This is a genomic window from Moorella humiferrea (genome assembly GCF_039233145.1).
Taxonomy (GTDB): Bacteria; Bacillota; DSM-521; order Neomoorellales; family Neomoorellaceae; genus Neomoorella; species Neomoorella humiferrea.
In genome coordinates this window covers 1,065,698-1,081,624 of sequence record NZ_CP136419.1, presented here as the reverse complement: position 1 = coordinate 1,081,624, position 15,927 = coordinate 1,065,698, and the positions used below count along the sequence as shown (strand labels likewise).

General features: G+C 56.2%; 17 protein-coding genes and 1 riboswitch. All 17 genes read right to left on the bottom strand.

Annotation, left to right across the window (positions count from 1 at the left end):
• Positions 1-21: 21 nt before the first annotated feature.
• Complete coding sequence (locus tag MHFGQ_RS05630; RefSeq protein WP_170066334.1) at positions 22-624, bottom strand: dipicolinate synthase subunit B; 603 nt, start codon at positions 622-624, stop codon at positions 22-24.
• A gap of 22 nt (positions 625-646) precedes the next feature.
• Entirely contained in the window at positions 647-1,540 is an 894-nt protein-coding gene (gene dpsA / locus MHFGQ_RS05625; protein WP_106005813.1) for a dipicolinate synthase subunit DpsA, read from the bottom strand.
• Between the two features lie 78 nt (positions 1,541-1,618).
• Positions 1,619-2,365: a 4-hydroxy-tetrahydrodipicolinate reductase gene (dapB, locus tag MHFGQ_RS05620; RefSeq protein WP_245907870.1), complete on the bottom strand. Its 747-nt coding sequence runs from the start codon at positions 2,363-2,365 to the stop codon at positions 1,619-1,621.
• Between the two features lie 143 nt (positions 2,366-2,508).
• A riboswitch (Lysine riboswitch) is annotated at positions 2,509-2,687 on the bottom strand.
• Positions 2,688-2,746: 59 nt separating this feature from the next.
• Positions 2,747-3,013 carry a YlmC/YmxH family sporulation protein gene (locus tag MHFGQ_RS05615; RefSeq protein WP_106005815.1) on the bottom strand — a complete coding sequence of 89 codons (267 nt, stop codon included), beginning with the start codon at positions 3,011-3,013 and terminating at the stop codon, positions 2,747-2,749.
• A gap of 6 nt (positions 3,014-3,019) precedes the next feature.
• Positions 3,020-3,334 carry a hypothetical protein gene (locus tag MHFGQ_RS05610; protein ID WP_170066335.1) on the bottom strand — a complete coding sequence of 105 codons (315 nt, stop codon included), beginning with the start codon at positions 3,332-3,334 and terminating at the stop codon, positions 3,020-3,022.
• A 46-nt stretch (positions 3,335-3,380) separates the two neighbouring features.
• Complete coding sequence (locus MHFGQ_RS05605) at positions 3,381-3,758, bottom strand: dUTPase (RefSeq protein WP_106005816.1); 378 nt, start codon at positions 3,756-3,758, stop codon at positions 3,381-3,383.
• Positions 3,759-3,770: 12 nt separating this feature from the next.
• Entirely contained in the window at positions 3,771-5,036 is a 1,266-nt protein-coding gene (locus tag MHFGQ_RS05600) for a M16 family metallopeptidase (protein WP_106005817.1), read from the bottom strand.
• Between the two features lie 27 nt (positions 5,037-5,063).
• Positions 5,064-6,155: a D-alanyl-D-alanine carboxypeptidase family protein gene (locus MHFGQ_RS05595; protein WP_211292921.1), complete on the bottom strand. Its 1,092-nt coding sequence runs from the start codon at positions 6,153-6,155 to the stop codon at positions 5,064-5,066.
• 87 nt (positions 6,156-6,242) lie between these two features.
• A complete protein-coding gene (locus MHFGQ_RS05590; RefSeq protein WP_106005819.1) occupies positions 6,243-6,953 on the bottom strand; it encodes a polysaccharide deacetylase family protein in 711 nt (236 codons plus the stop codon).
• 69 nt (positions 6,954-7,022) lie between these two features.
• Positions 7,023-9,260: a polyribonucleotide nucleotidyltransferase gene (locus MHFGQ_RS05585; protein WP_106005820.1), complete on the bottom strand. Its 2,238-nt coding sequence runs from the start codon at positions 9,258-9,260 to the stop codon at positions 7,023-7,025.
• A gap of 143 nt (positions 9,261-9,403) precedes the next feature.
• Positions 9,404-9,673, bottom strand: a complete 270-nt coding sequence (gene rpsO, locus MHFGQ_RS05580; protein ID WP_106005821.1) for a 30S ribosomal protein S15 — start codon at positions 9,671-9,673, stop codon at positions 9,404-9,406.
• 122 nt (positions 9,674-9,795) lie between these two features.
• The gene (locus tag MHFGQ_RS05575; protein ID WP_106005822.1) at positions 9,796-10,017 is read right to left on the bottom strand and encodes a hypothetical protein; all 222 of its coding nucleotides are present in this window, start codon (positions 10,015-10,017) and stop codon (positions 9,796-9,798) included.
• 83 nt (positions 10,018-10,100) lie between these two features.
• Positions 10,101-11,030, bottom strand: coding sequence for a bifunctional riboflavin kinase/FAD synthetase (locus tag MHFGQ_RS05570; protein WP_106005823.1), 930 nt, complete (start codon positions 11,028-11,030; stop codon positions 10,101-10,103).
• Between the two features lie 4 nt (positions 11,031-11,034).
• The gene (truB, locus tag MHFGQ_RS05565) at positions 11,035-11,958 is read right to left on the bottom strand and encodes a tRNA pseudouridine(55) synthase TruB (protein ID WP_106005824.1); all 924 of its coding nucleotides are present in this window, start codon (positions 11,956-11,958) and stop codon (positions 11,035-11,037) included.
• Position 11,959: 1 nt separating this feature from the next.
• Entirely contained in the window at positions 11,960-12,922 is a 963-nt protein-coding gene (locus MHFGQ_RS05560; protein ID WP_106005825.1) for a DHH family phosphoesterase, read from the bottom strand.
• Positions 12,909-13,244, bottom strand: coding sequence for a 30S ribosome-binding factor RbfA (rbfA, locus tag MHFGQ_RS05555; RefSeq protein ID WP_422393226.1), 336 nt, complete (start codon positions 13,242-13,244; stop codon positions 12,909-12,911). The genes MHFGQ_RS05560 and rbfA overlap by 14 nt, the downstream gene beginning before the upstream one ends.
• A 46-nt stretch (positions 13,245-13,290) precedes the next feature.
• Complete coding sequence (gene infB, locus MHFGQ_RS05550; protein WP_106005827.1) at positions 13,291-15,924, bottom strand: translation initiation factor IF-2; 2,634 nt, start codon at positions 15,922-15,924, stop codon at positions 13,291-13,293.
• Between the last annotated feature and the right edge of the window lie 3 nt (positions 15,925-15,927).

Sequence of the window (15,927 nt, the reverse complement as noted above, 5' to 3'; positions counted from 1 at the left end):
AGGTTAATTACCTTCCTCCCGTTACTCCCGTCCCTTTGGCGGAGGACCCAGCAGAAGGGGCTGGAGCTGCCTCCCCTCCAGAGCCGCCAGGATGGTATCGACGATTAAATCCATACTGGCCACTAAAGAATTGGGCTTGTTAAAAGGGTCGTCCTGACCAAAGGGCACCAGGTAAATGTTTTTCATATTCATTACATGACCTAAATTTACAGCGTTGGCCCCCAGACCGTCGTTAGTGGAAACGGCAATCACCACCGGACGCAGGTTGCGCAAGTGCGCCTTAACAGCCATCAGTACCGGGGTGTCGGTAATACCGTTGGCCAGTTTGGCCAGGGTGTTACCCGTACAGGGGGCTACGACGACGACGTCGAAGAGTTTCTGTGGTCCGATGGGTTCTGCGGCTACAATGCTGTCGATGGCTTTCTGGCCGGTAATCCTTTCCACCTCCGCCCGCCAGAAGGCGCTGGTACCGAACCGCGTGTCGCTGTCCCTTACAGCAGGGGATAGAATGGGGACGACCTGGGCACCTTCAGCAACTACCCTGGCCAATTGCGGCACGACCGCCGCCAGGGTACAGTGGGATCCTGTGACGGCAAACCCTACTCTTTTGCCTTTGAGCCGCATTTTCAGCACCTCCATGTAGGGTTTACAGTCGTCCCAGGCACTTTAAAATGAGGGCGGGATAAATGCGGGCCAGAATCTTACCGGCCGTCTGGGGAGCCACTTTGCCCGGCAGCCCCGGGGCAAGCATGGCTCGGCGCTTGAGGTCCGCCGCGGCGTTGAAGTCCGTACCGCCCGGGTCCGAGGCCAGATCGATAATCAGAACCTCGGGCTTGGTGCGGGACAACACATCCCGGGTGAGGACGGGTGCTGGTACGGTGTTAAAAATGACGTCGGCTCTTGCGACCGCGGCCGCCAGTTCCGAGAAAGGAAAGGCCGGCCAGCCCTCGACATAGGCCCGGGCCCGGTCGGGGGCGCCCCTGTCGATTACCGTCACCCTGGCGCCAATCCCGTCCAGCATTCGGGCCAGGGTGAAGCCGGTCCGGCCCAGCCCCAGGACCAGGGCTTCGCAGCCGTGGATAGTGATGGGCATCTCCTGCATGGCCAGCATGATGGCCCCTTCGGCCGTAGGGATGGAATTTAAAATGGCCATTTCATCCATCTCGGCCGTCTCCACCAGCAGCCAGCCGCCTGCAGCTGCCATCTCCTTCAGAGGAGGCCGGGCCACCCCCACTAGGACCGGCGTCCCCGCCGGAATAGCCGCCGCTACTTCCTGTGAAAAATAAAGAGGCCGCCGCGCCCTTGGGGCGTAGATCAGACCTTCCCCCTTGATGCCCGGGACCGGTAAAATAATGACATCCGCCCCTTCCACGGCGTCGGCAGGGTCCTCGCAAATGGTGCAGCCGTCTTGCCGAGGTAGCTCCCCAAGTCCGGCCACCTTGATTTCGGCGCCCTGCCGCAAGAGCTCTTCGAGGAGGATGACTTCCCGGGCATCGCCGCCGAGCATCGCCACCTTTATACCTGACAACATCCCGCCCATGCCGGAACGACCCCCTGTCAAGTTAGTACACCTGTACTACTTGCAATATATGTGCGGCCGTTCCGGGAGGTGCCAGGTTTATAACTCCATCAGGTTTTCCAGGCCGTATACCACCCCCTTAAGGTGGATAACCCGTCTTATGGCCAGTAAAAGCCCCGGTAGAAAGGCCTCCCTGCCGATGGTGTCATGGCGGATGGTTAACAACTGCCCTTGCCCGCCGAAGATTACCTCCTGGTGGGCCACCGCTCCGGGTAGGCGGAGGCTGTGGACGGCCAGGCCGCGGTAAATTCCTCCCCTGGCCCCGGCGATTTTCTCTTCCCCTTTCGGCAGGGGCGGCACTGTTTCCATCTCCCCGGCCATGAGTTCGGCCGTTTTCATGGCCGTCCCAGAAGGGGCGTCGAGTTTTTGTTCATGATGGAGCTCGATAATTTCTGCCCGGGGAAAGTAGCGTGCCGCCTGGCGGGCAAAATGCATCATTAAAATGGCCCCTATGGAAAAATTGGGAGCCACCACCGCCCCGATCTGCCGCCCTTCGCACATCTTATGGAGCTCGTCCAATTGCTCCGGGCCAAGGCCCGTAGTTCCGATCACCGGGCTGACCCCTTCTTCCACGGCCAGGCGGGCGTTGGCCCAGGCGGCGGCGGCTACGGTGAAGTCCACCATTACCTGGGGACGGGCTTCTTTGATTACCTCTGCCAAATCGTCCTTGATGGCCACCCCTGCGGGTTTAAGACCGCTCAAGGTGCCGATATCCTCACCAACCGCCACTTGATCGACGGCCCCCACCACCTCTATGTCTTCCGTCTGCAACAGTCCCTTCGTCATTTCCCGGCCCATGCGGCCGGCGGCGCCGGTAACTATTACCCTGATCGTAGCTATCCACCCCGCTTAAAAAATTAAGGGAAACCATGAGCATCCCGCTCCGGTTTCCCCCGGATTACCAGAATACTCATCTCGCCCGGCCTCTTCGTGCGAGTAGCGCTCCACCATTATTTTATGGTGACAGTCCGGTCCTTTTTCAGAAACCGGCCCAGGGAGAAGGCCTCGGGTTCTCTTCTCCCTTCGGCAGCGTACCCTTTCTCGCCGTCTCACAGGTGCCCGAAACCTCACCGGCGGTACTCTTGCCCGCTGCACCTCTACCCCACTGCACACGAGATGAGTTTATGGCTTTGTTTATCTTATGATACCATCAAAATTAAAGTCCTGTCAATCTTTATCCCGCCGGCGGCTGTAGGTGGGGTCCATGCTGACGACCACCACTTCGGTGCCGACTTTATGGACGGCATCCCAGGGAATAATCAGTTCCTGGCGTCCCCCAAGTAAGGGTATCCATCCGCCTTTTACGGGAAGGATAAGGGCGGCAATGGTCCCTTGGGCTGCATCGAGGAGTAGATCGGCATCATTTAGATTTCCCAGACGGGAGCCGTCGTAAAGATTTATTATCTCCTTCCCCATGAGCTCTGAAAGGCGCATCGATCCCTACCGCCCTTTCAACCGCGGCCAGAGGCCGAGGATAAGGGGTTGGATGAGGGCGATTACCAGGGCGACAACGGCGAGGGGATCCACCAGGAAGCCGCCGATGGCTATCGTTTCCGGAAGGCTGATCTTTAAAAAGCTGACCAGGAGGACGAGGGAGAGGTAAATCCCACCGGCGATGGCTACCAATTCGGCCAGGGCCCGGGAAACGGGACTGGCTACGGCTTCGACATTATTGCTGCGGTAATTACCAACCTTAACCTTCACGGCCAGGATTAAAAGGAGAGCCAGGGCGAGAAATACCAGTAGCGCCAGCATCGGTTCCATCTCCCTTCATTACAGGATATGAAGGGAGATTATTGTTTTATGCCTCCTTGTCCTCCAGGCCGGCGGCATAGCCACGGCGGTTCGTCAAACCCTGCTGGCGGCGAAAGTTTTCTTCATTTTTCGCCAGATAGGCTTGGTAGAATTCTTCTGCTGTAATGCCGGCTTTCAAGCACATGCTGACGAGAAAGTGGAGGATGTCCACGAGTTCGCCTTTGATGGCTTCGCGATCTAAGGGATGGGGGTTTTTCCACCACTTGAAATTTACTTCTTCTAAGAGCTCGCCCAGCTCGGCGACCATGGCCAGGACTTCTTTTTGGATCCACTCCTCGACGCTATAATCGGGCAGCCGCCGCCGGCGGGCCAGGTCCTGATCGAAGCGCTCCTGGAGGGCAAAGATATGTTCTAAACGGTCCATCCGCTAATCCTCCTACACTCCGGCCTGGCGGGCACAGGCGGCCAGGTCCAGGACTTCGACTTCCGGACCCAGGGTAGTCAGGGTGAGGCATTCCGGCCGAAAAAGGCGTGCGGCCACGGCCTGGATGTCGTCGGCGGTGACCGCCTGCAGCCGTTCGATGATTTCTTCCGTGGTGACGACCCTGCCGTAGGTGAGTTCTGTGCGGCCCAACCGGCTCATGCGGTGATTGACGTTCTCTTGGCCCAGGAGTAAATTGCCGCGAATTTGATCCTTGGTACGCTTCAACTCCTGGGGTGTCACGCCTTTGTTTTTGATAGAGGCGATCTCTGCCAAAATAAGGGCCACTACCTGGCGGTAATTGTCCGGGCTGGTACCGGCATAAATGGTTAACAGGCCGCTGTCACTGAAGCCGGCGTGGTAAGAATAAACAGAATAGGCCAGGGCCTGCTCTTCGCGGATCAGCTGGAACAGGCGGGAGCTTAAACCACCGCCGAGGATGTTATTCAGGGCCTGGAGGGCATAAATGGCATCGTCATCCTGGGGCAGCCCCGGGACTCCCAGGCAGATCTGCACCTGTTCGGTATCCTTTACATTTACGCTTACTCCGGATTTACTGCTAGGTGGAAGATATTCTCCTGCCTTACCCGAGCAGTTTCTTTCCCCAAAGGCTTTTTGCAGCTTATCAACCAATTCGTCGGTATTAAATTTTCCGGCTGCGGCCAGGACTATGTTGGCGCTGTTGTACTGTTCTTTGTAATAGTTATAGATGACGTCCCTATTTAAATTAGAAACCGTTTCATAAGTACCGAGGATGGCCCGGCCCAGGGGATGTCCCGGCCAGACGGTCTGGGCAAAGAGGTCGTGGACCAACTCGTCCGGGGAATCTTCGTACATTTTTATTTCTTCCAGGATGACCTTTTTTTCTTTTTCGATATCTTCGGAGGTCATGAGGGAATTAAAAAACATGTCGCTTAACACGTCGATGGCTAAATCCATGTGTTCGGCCAGAACCCGGGCATAGAAGCAGGTATATTCTTTCGTTGTAAAGGCGTTGATTATTCCACCGACGGCTTCCAGCTCTTCGGCTATCTGCCGTGCTGTTCTCTTTGATGTGCCTTTAAATAGTAAATGTTCTAAAAAATGGGAAACGCCCTGGTTGGTAGCATCCTCATTGCGGGAGCCGGCGCGTACCCACACCCCCAGGGCTATGGAATTGGCAAAGGGAACTTCTTCGCTTACCACCCGGATACCGTTATCCAGGATATTTTTTTGGTACATCCCTTTCCTCCTAACCTCTGCCTGCTTTTATTGTTTAAACTGCGCCCACCATGACAGAGCGGCTACGTCCTGGGTGGATACCAGACTGGTATTGGCAACTTCCCTGCCCTTATACAAAATCAGCATCCGACCGAGGGTCTGTCCCTTCCTTACAGGCGCTTTTACCACCGCCGGGAGGAGAACGCGCTTTTCTAGAAAAGGAGCCTCTTCGACCGGTACGGTGAACCCGATCGTCGTCACCGGCGCTACCGTAACGCTTTGGAACTCTCCATTTTTGACAGATACCCGACCTACAGGCTCACCGACCGCGGCCGCTTCACTGTAAAAAGCGTTAAAGCCGTAATCCAGAAGGGCCTGGACATCGGCATAACGGTCTTCGCTTCCCAATACCACGGCAATCAGCCGGCGTCCTTCCCTGGAAGCCGAGGCGACCAAACACTGGCCGGCGGCATCGGTTGTTCCCGTCTTTACCCCGTCGGCACCAGGATAAGATTCTAGAAGCCGGTTGGTATTATATAGGTAACGTACCCCATCCGGCGCCGGGATTTGGTCTTCCCGGGTGGCTACCAATCGGCGGAATTCAGGGTTGCCGAGGGCATACCGGGCCATGAGGGCCAAGTCATAGGCGGTTGTATAATGTTCCGGCTCAGTCAAACCGTGGGGATTGGTGAAATGGGTATGATAGGCGCCTATTTGTTTGGCTTTACGGTTCATCAGCCAGGCAAAGCCGTTTTCTGTACCGGCAATACCTTCGGCGATGGCCACAGCGGCGTCGTTGCCGGAATTGAGAAGGGCCCCTTTTACCAGGTCGCCCAGGGTGAGCGTCTCGCCCGCCTTTAAATAAATGCTGGCTCCCGGGGTGGCGGCGGCATTTTCACTGACTTTGACAACAACATCCGGCCGAGCCAGTTCCAGGGCCAGGATGGCCGTCATGATTTTGGTGGTGCTGGCCGGCGGCCTTTCCTTCCTGGCGCCGCGCTCATAGAGGACCTGGCCGGTACTGGCTTCCATTAAAATAGCTGCCGGTGCCGTAAGATAGGGTTCACTGGCAGCCCTTGCTGTTTCCGGCTGGAGCAAACAGCCAATGATCAATACCAGCGCCAAAAAAACTCTTGCCAAGAGGCCTTCACTCCCCTGGATAAGTTTCATTAAACACGGCTTATTATATCCAGGGAAGGGCGGCCTTATAAAAACCTCGCTCTTTCCTTAGAGAACTTCGGAAACCGTTACCAGGGCGTAACCCCGTTCCTGCAATTTTTTTAGAAGCTCAGGTAACGCCTGGCTTGCCGGCTTGGTGGGGTGCATGAGGATGATGGCCCCGTTTTGACATTTGGGTATGACCGACGCCAGAATATCTTCGGGTGTCGTGTTGGGAAGATAGTCGCCGGTGTTGATGGTCCACATTATAAATTTATAGCCCAGGTCACCGGCCGCCGCCACCACCTGGGGTTTGCTTTCCCCGTAAGGAGGAGCGTACAGCTCCGGTTTTTTTCCCGTAATGGCCGTAAGCGTCGCTTCTCCCAACTGGATATCGCGGCGGTTCTCCTCCCGGCTTAAATTGTCGGGATGGGGGTGGCTTTGGCCGTGGTTGCCTATTTCATGACCGGCGGCCGCCATCTGCCGTACCAAGTCGGGATGCCGCTCGGCCCACTGGCCGGTAGGAAAAAAGGTGGCCCGCGCCCCGGCCTTTTGAAGGGCCTGCAGGATAGAGGGCAGGTATTCTTCCCCCCAATCGATAGTAAAGGTCAGGGCCACTGCCTTGCGCTCCGGATTCCCCTGGTAGATGGGCTGGATTTTCATGGTCGGCACGGCCCGTCCGGCCAGCCAGTGCCAGGCGGTGAAACCCAAAACGAGCAACAGTCCTACCGCCGCCATTATTCCCAGCAGCCGCTGCCGCCTGTAATAAAGCACATACATTGATCGCACCACCTTTATCGAGGGTACTGATCAATGTATATGCCTTTGCCGCCGCAATCAGAATTAACCTTAACGCTGGCGCTTATTGCCGGGGGTATGTCTGCCGCCGTCCCGTCCCTGCCGGCGCAGGTGACGCCCGCCGCCTTCTAGAGCAGGAGGGGGCAGGGCTTCTTTCCGGGACAGTTTAAGCCGTCCCTGGGAATCAAAGCCGATGGCCTTCACCAGAATATAATCGCCTTCCTGGACGACGTCTTCCACCTTTTCTACCCTCTCGTTGGCCAGCTGGGAGATGTGAACCAGACCTTCTTTGCCGGGCATGCCCAGGACTCCGGGAATGACTTCGACAAAGGCGCCGAAATCGGTAATCCTGGTCACTTTGCCGTTATATACCTTGCCGGTTTCTACATCCTGAGTCAGGGCCTGGATAATCTCCATGGCCCGCTGCCCCTTGGCGGCGTCGGTGGAGGCGATGAAGATGCGGCCGTCGTCTTCAACGTCGATCTCGACGCCGGTTTCTTCAATGATCTTCTTAATTATTTTGCCGCCAGGGCCGATGATATCCCGAATTTTATCGGGATCGATGGTCATGGTCAGCATCCGCGGGGCATAGGGCGACAGTTCCGGCCGCGGCGCCGGTATGGTGGCTAAAATTTTATCCAGGATGAAAAGGCGTCCTTTACGTGCCTGCTCCAGGGCCTTTTCTAAAATGGACCGGTCTATGCCGGGTATTTTTATGTCCATCTGCAGGGCCGTAATGCCGTTCTTGGTGCCGGCAACTTTAAAGTCCATATCGCCAAGGGCGTCTTCTATCCCCTGGATGTCGGTAAGTATAGCCACCTGATCCCCTTCCTTGATCAGGCCCATAGCCACCCCGGCGACCGGCGCTTTGATGGGCACGCCCGCATCCATAAGGGCCAGGGTGCTGCCGCAGACGCTTCCCATGGAGGTCGAACCGTTAGAACCCAGAACTTCGGACACGAGGCGAATGGCGTAGGGGAATTCTTCCTCCGGCGGTATCATGGGTTCCAGGGCCCTTTCCGCCAGGGCGCCGTGGCCGATCTCCCTGCGTCCTGGCGCGCGGATGGGCCTAGCTTCACCGACGCTGTAAGGAGGGAAGTTATAATGGTGCATATATCTCTTTGTTTCATCGACGCCGAGGTCGTCAAGTATCTGCTCATCGCTTATGGGACCGAGGGTCGTAACCGTCAGAACCTGGGTTTCTCCCCGGGTAAAGAGGCCCGAACCATGGGTGCGGCTTAACACCCCGACCTCGCAGGTGATGGGTCTTATTTCATCAAGGGCGCGGCCGTCGATCCTTACGCCCTGGGTAAGTATCATCTGCCGCATGATTTCTTTTTCGATTTTCGTGATCAGATCGTTTACCAACCGGGGTATATCCGGCTGTTCCGCCACCAGCTCTTCCTTACCGGTCAAAACCAGTTCCTTTATTTCCTCTCTGCAACTTTCCAGGCGTTGTTCCCTTTCTTGTTTGGCGAGCTTTAAGTCGCGACTGGTATAAATGGCTTCCTGGAGGCGCGGGGTGGCGATTTCACGTACCAGGTTTTCCAAATCAGGTGATAGATGCGGCTCTTCCACTTGCTGCTTTTCTTTGGCCAGCCCCATGGCTAGGGCTTCGGAACGAAATTCGTTAATAAAGGCGACGATGCGTTTAATCTCTTCATGGGCTGTAATGATGCATTCCAGCATCAGGTCTTCGGGAACTTCCTTTGCTCCCGCTTCGACCATCATGATAGCTTCTCCGGTGCCGGCCACCACCAGGTGTAACAAACTTTTTTCGTCTTCGGCCAGCGTGGGATTGATGACAGGTCGCCCATCGATCAGGCCGACGCCTACCGCACCTATGGGGCCCGCAAAGGGTATGGAAGAAATGGTGAGGGCCGCAGAGGCGCCGATGATGCCGGCGACATTGGGCGGGCAGTCCTGGTCTACCGAAAGTACGGTTGCGACAACATGGACATCATTGCGGTAGTACTTGGGAAATAAAGGCCTGATGGGCCGGTCGATAAGCCGGGCCGAAAGGATGGCCTTTTCGCTTGGCCGGCCTTCCCGTTTAATAAAACCACCCGGAATTTTGCCGGCGGCGTAAAGCCTCTCTTCATAATCGACAGTCAGGGGAAAAAAGTCGATTCCTTCCCGCGGTTCTTGAGAGGCCGTTGCCGTTACCAGGACCATCGTGCCGCCGTAGGTTACCAGCACGGCACCCCCGGCCTGGCGCGCCAGCCGTCCGGTTTCCAGAATCAAATCGCGGCCGGCAATGGTGAGGGTCTTGCGTAATACCCCTTGCATTAGTTCAAAGTAGCCTCCTTAAAACATTCCATTAATAAACTTTAACTCATTCGACATTTATTATAGTATTTCCTTCCAAAGTAAAGCTAAATACCGGGAAAATATCATTAAAAAAGGGAGCGGCCCCACCGCTCCCCGATGCGCTATCTTCTTAAACCCAAAGCGTCGACAATTTGCCGATAACGTTCGATATCGTTCTCCCGCAGGTAGTTAAGTAAGCCGCGTCGCTGGCCGACCATTTTCAAAAGGCCCCGGCGGGAGTGATGATCTTTGTGATGCACCTTGAGGTGCTCCGTCAGGTGATTGATACGTTCCGTAAGAATGGCAATCTGTACTTCTGGAGAACCGGTATCGTTTTCGTGCTGGCGGTAGCGGGCGATTATTTCCCGTTTTTTAGCTGGATCCAGGGGCATCGACTTCACCTCCTCTTCCTTAAAAATCCCCAGCGGGCCAAGAAAAGCGCCGGAGGCTCGCTAATCCTAGCCTCGGGTTCACTAACAACTATAATTATAGAGCTATTGCCCTGTAAAAGCAACTATTTGCCTATAATAGTGATTACCATCCGCCCTGCCGGAACGTCTTTCATCACCAGATCGAATGCCCGCCCGGAAGTAGCTAAAAAACCTCGAAAACGAGTGGCGGTAGGTATACGGGCGGTGATTCTCCGTGCCGCCTGCAAAACGTCGTTTTCGTTGATTTGTTCCTGTCGTAAATCCTGCAGGCGTTTCCTGGCATGGGCCGTGATTATTACCCGCATTGCTTCCAGCCCCAATCTGGCCATGGTAAATATCTGGATTCGCCGCAGTATATTTTACGTTCAGGGCTGGAAAATGGTTACCCTTACTCTGGGTCGGATAAAATGGCGCGCGCCCTGGTACAATCCGCCTCCATTTGGGCCACCAATTCACCAGCATTGGTAAACCGCCGTTCCGGACGTAAAAATGCGCGCAACTCGAGTTCTAACTCGCAGCCGTAGATGTCGCCCCGGAAATCGAGGAGATGAGCTTCGACGGTGGGCGGTAGGTTGTGGCCAAAGGTGGGACGGCGGCCGATGTTGACCACTGCTTTATACGCTCGCTCCTGAAAACGGGCCAAGCAGGCGTATACTCCCTTTGCCGGCAGCTTAACTTCCGGCGGTACGGCTAAATTGGCCGTAGGAAAACCGAGTTCGCGTCCGCGCCTGTCGCCGCCTACAACATTACCGCTCAATACCGGCCAGTAACCCAATAGTTCTTTGGCCATGAGGATATCCCCCCTGTCCAGGGCGTTGCGGATGACTGTGCTGCTTACGGTAACCCCTTTATGGGTCACTGGCTCCATTACTTCTACTTTAAAGCCCAGTTCTTCACCTAGGCGGTGTAATAAATCAGGCGTACCTGTTCCCTGGTACCCGAAGGTGAAATTAAAACCTACGGCCACCAGCCGGGGTTGAAAATAGGGCCACAGGATTTCCCGCACAAAAGCCGACGCCGGGAGACGGGCCAATTCTCTATTAAAAGGCAAGACAACTAAAAAATCTACCCCGAGGGCGGCTATTAATTTTTCCTTGCGAGCCTTTGTGGTTAAAAGTCCCGGCGGTTCTTCTTCGAGAATCTGCGCCGGATGGGGAAAAAAGGTAATAACAACTGCCGGACGTCCAGCCTCCCTGGCTCTGCTTACAACGCTGCCGATAAGTTGCCGGTGGCCGCGGTGGACGCCGTCGAAGTTTCCCAGGGCGAGGTAGCCGTCTCGGAGTCCATCCACTTCAGGGAATCCTTCGATTACCCGCATCCTTTTACTCCTTTTCTTTAAAGACCTTATCAGGTTTTAGGTATAGCCCTCCTTTTCCGGCCGTTACCCTGGCTACAGCTAAGAGATGGCCGTCTTCCCCTTCAAGACGGACCAATTGGCCTTGCTGAAGGGGAGTGTTGAGATTCCAGTCGTCGTCTTTTAGAGGGGTACCGTTTAACACCTGCTTTACGGCCCGTTCCTTAACGACGACTGCCGGGAGGTGGGTAAGGGCGGCAACCGGCGGCAGGAGGAAAGAAAAGTCCCCTGCCGCCGCCCGTTCCTGTATTTCTTCCAATGTCCACGCCTCGTCCAACTTAAAACCGCCAGCGCGGGTGCGGATAAGAAACGCCAGGGCCGCCCCGCACCCAAGGTAATCGCCCCAATCCGCTCCCAGGGTGCGGATATAGGTACCTTTGGAACAGGAGATGTCGGCCATTGCCCGGTAAAAAGCTCCGTCCGGCCAGGCTTTCAATATCCTAAAGGCATAGATTTTAACGAGGCGCTGGGGTCTTTTTACTTCTTGCCCTTCCCGGGCCAGTTCATAAAGACGCCTGCCCTTGTAATGGACGGCCGAAACCATGGGCGGCATCTGGGTGATGGTACCTGTAAAACGGAGGGCGGCTTTCTGAAGTTCCTCCAGGCTAAAACCCGAACAGCCGGGACGGGCCAGGATCTGGCCTGCGAGATCCTGGGTGTCGGTTTTTAGCCCCAGGATAAACTCCGCCCGGTAGGTCTTGCCGCCGGCCTGTATATATTCTAGCAGGCGGGTGGCCCGCCCTACGGCTATGGGAAGCACCCCAGCGGCCATGGGATCCAAGGTGCCGCCATGGCCGATTCGTTGCTCCTTTAGAATACTCCGCAAAGTCTGCACCACATCGTGGGAGGTAGGCCCGGGGGGTTTTAAGACGTTGATAAAACCGTTGATCATTTTATAACGCTTCCCCCGCCGCGGCAACAACCATGGCCGTTACGGTTTCAAGATCGCCTTTAACGGTGCATCCGGCGGCGCGGCGGTGACCCCCGCCGCCGAAGCGTGCCGCCACCGTGTTGACGTCTACAGTTTTTTTCGAGCGCAGGCTGACCTTGACCTGACCGTCAGGCAGTTCACGGAAGAGCAGACCTACCTCGACGCCGGCAATGCAGCGCGGGTAATTGACCAACCCCTCGGCATGTTCCGGTAAAGCGCCGGAGGCTTTAAGGGCGGCCGTGGACACTTTCATCCAGGCCACCCTGCCGCCGTAGCCTAAAGTAAGGGTGGGCAATACCTCCGCCAACAGGCGGATGGCGGCCAGGGGCTTCCTTTCCCACAGAAATTCTCTTATCAAAGGTAAGTCCGCCCCGAGCTCCATAAGATCTGCCGCCAGGCGCATAGTCGCGGCCGTACAGTTTTCGTACTGGAAAGAGCCGGTGTCGGTAGCCAGGGCGGTATAAAGGCAGGTGGCGATGGCCGGACTAATGGCAACCGGTATTTTTTTCAATACGGCGTAAATCAGTTCGGCCGTCGCCGCCGCCCCGCCGTCTACCAAATTCAGGTGTCCGAACCGGGTGTTGCTGACGTGATGATCGATGTTTATAATCATTTCGGCCTTTTCGCGCCAGCCGCTAAAAACCTCACCGCCCCGCTCCATGTCCGTGCTGTCAACCATTACCAAAAGGGAAGGTATTTCATCTACTTTTTCCGGCGAAACTATAGTTTCCCAGCCTGGTAAAAATCGGAAGGTTTCCGGGACCGGGTCGGCATTGATGGCTGTCACCTTTGCCCCGCGCTGGCGCAAAGCCAGGGCCAGCGCTAAAGTAGAACCCAAACAGTCGCCGTCCGGTATGACATGGGATACGACGGCGACATCGTTAGCCGTGGCCAGAACTGCCGCTATAGTTTCAATTTCCGTCATGTCCCTGCTCCTCTGCCTTAACACGCATAAGCAGCCTATTGATAAGGTCGCCGTGCTCAATGGAAGTGTCAAATTTAAAGGCGATCTCCGGTGTATAGCGCAGCTTCAAACGCTGCCCTATTTCCCGCCGCACGTAGCCCGTCGCCCTGGCCAACCCCTCCATCACTTCTTTTTTCTGGTTTTCATCGCCGTAAATGCTTACATAAACTTTGGCGTAACGGAGGTCGCTGGAAAGTTCCACTCCCGTAACCGTGACCAGACCGGCTTCCAGGCGCGGATCCTTTAATTCATCACGTAAAATCTGGGCGATTTCTTTTTTCATTTGTTCAGCAACCCGCTCAACCCGCAGCGCCACGGCCTTCGCCTCCCTACAGCTCCCGTTTTACTTCTTCTATTGCATAGGCTTCGATAATATCGCCGACCTTAATATCGTTAAATTTTTCCAGACCGACGCCGCACTCATATCCCTGGGCCACTTCCCTCACGTCGTCTTTAAAGCGTTTCAAGGATTCGATGCGTCCTTCAAAGACCACCACTCCATCCCGGATAACGCGGGCCAAGGCGCGGTTCTGAATCTTACCTTCGGTGACAAAGCAACCGGCTACCGTGCCCACCTTCGGCACCTTAAAGGTGGCTCGCACTTCTGCCCGGCCCAGGATTACTTCCCGTTTCTCCGGTTCTAGAAGACCAGTCATGGCGGCCTTTACTTCGTCGATTACTTCATAAATCACCCGGTAGAGACGGATCTCCACTCCGGCTTCTTCCGCCGCCCTGCGGGCGTTGGCATCGGGACGTACGTTAAATCCGATGATGATGGCCTTGGAAGCCGCAGCCAGCATGACATCGCTTTCGGTTATTGCCCCTACGCCACCGTGAATGATGCTTACCTTGACTTCATTGGTAGAGAGCTGCTCCAGGGCCGCCCGCAGGGCCTCCACCGAACCCTGGACGTCGCCTTTGACCACCAGGTTGAGCTCTTTAACCTCGCCGGCTTCCATCTGCTTGAAAAGGTCGTCGAGGGAAGTTTTAGCGGCCGCCTTAAATTCTTCCTGGCGGTGTTCTTCCTGGCGCAGGGCGGCTATCTGGCGGGCCAGTTTTTCATCTTCAACCACCTGGAAAATATCGCCGGCCTGGGGCAAATCGGAAAGACCCAGGACTTCCACGGGCATTGAAGGTTCGGCGCTCTTCACCCGCTCGCCCTTGTCGTCAAAGAGGGCCCGCACCCGTCCGTATACTGCACCGGCCACCAGGTTGTCACCCACTTTAAGGGTCCCCTTCTGGACCAGTACGGTGGCCACCGGCCCGCGGCCTTTATCCAGCTTGGCTTCGATGACTACCCCCCGTGCCGGGCGATCGGGGTTGGCTTTTAGCTCCATCATATCAGCCGTCAGCAGGGTCATTTCCAGCAGCTCATTGATACCTTCTTTTTTAACGGCGGAAACGGGGACCATAATGGTGTCGCCCCCCCATTCCTCCGGAATCAGGCCGTATTCGGAAAGCTGCTGCTTGACACGCTCGGGATTGGCATCGGGGCGATCTATTTTGTTGATGGCCACGACGATGGGTACGCCGGCAGCCTTGGCGTGGTTGATGGCTTCCACGGTCTGGGGCATGACGCCGTCGTCGGCCGCCACCACGAGTATCGCTATATCCGTTACCTGGGCTCCCCTGGCGCGCATGGCGGTAAAGGCCTCATGGCCCGGGGTGTCCAGGAAGGTTATCTTGCGGTCTTTAATTTTAACCTGATAGGCGCCGATATGCTGGGTGATACCGCCGGCTTCGGTAGCAGTTACATTGGTGCGCCTAATGGCGTCCAAGAGGGAGGTCTTACCATGGTCGACATGGCCCATGACGGTAACCACCGGCGGACGCTCCCGCAAGGTTTCCGGGTCATCGGGCTGATCTTCCAGAAGGGTGATGGGCTTTTCTTCTTTTACTTCAACAATCGCACCCATCTCCTGGGCCACAATGGCGGCCGTATCTATATCCAGCTCCTGGTTGATGGTGGCCATTATGCCCTGACCCATTAAAAATTTAATAACTTCGGCGGCCGTTTTGCCTAGCCTCTTGGCCAGCTCCTGGACGGTAATACTGCCAGTTAAGGTTAAGCGGCGGACGACCTTGGGTGCCTCCTGCTGAGCGGCCTTGGCCTTGCTCTTTTCTTTATCCCGGCGCAGCAGGCGCTCTTCCAGCTGCTGCTCGAGTTCCACCTTTTTACGGCTGCGGCCGTTTTCTTCCTGTCTGGCAGTCGGCTTGCCGGGACGTTCCCGACGTTTTTCCGGCGCTTCCTTTGTAACCGTCTCCGGGGGTTTCGGTATACGCAGTTGTTTACCCCGCGGCGGTCTACCGGCTCCTTTACCCGCCGGGCGCGGCGCGACCGTCTGGGGTGCCTGCTGATCAATCTTTTGAGGCCGCTCGGCCCTCTCCTGACTACGCCGTCCTTCCTGCTCTTGAACCTTGTTTTCCCGGCGGCGGTGCTGTTTTTGCTCGGGCCGCGCTTTGGTCTTGCCCGCCTGCTTTCCTGTTTGACGATCGTCCACCCGGTGCTGTTCCCCCTGAGCCGCGGCGGCCGGGGCGGTATCTTCTCCAGCCGGTTGCCGTCCTTTTTCCGTAAGAGCTTTGTTCGCAGCTTCGTTACCCTGAGGGGAACGCCCGGTATCGGTGGCGGTACTTGCGGGCGGGGTAACCATTGCTGCCGACCCTGCCGCCTCGCCGGCTACAGCCGCTGTTATCTCCTCGTGCCGTTCTGCAGGTTGTTCCTTCGCGGCTTCCGTTACGGCTCTTTCCTCCTTTGGTGCGGCCGCCTCCTGCTGCTTTAATTTGGCGGCCCGGGCCGCCCGCCATATCTGGCGGTAATGGTTGCGTATTTTTATAACTTCTCCGTTTTCCAGGACACTCATATGGGAACGGGTGTATATGCCCAGTTGGGCCATGGTGTCCATTAGATCTTTATTTGATACCTTTAATTCTTTGGCTAATTCGTAAACACGAGTTTTGGCCATTAA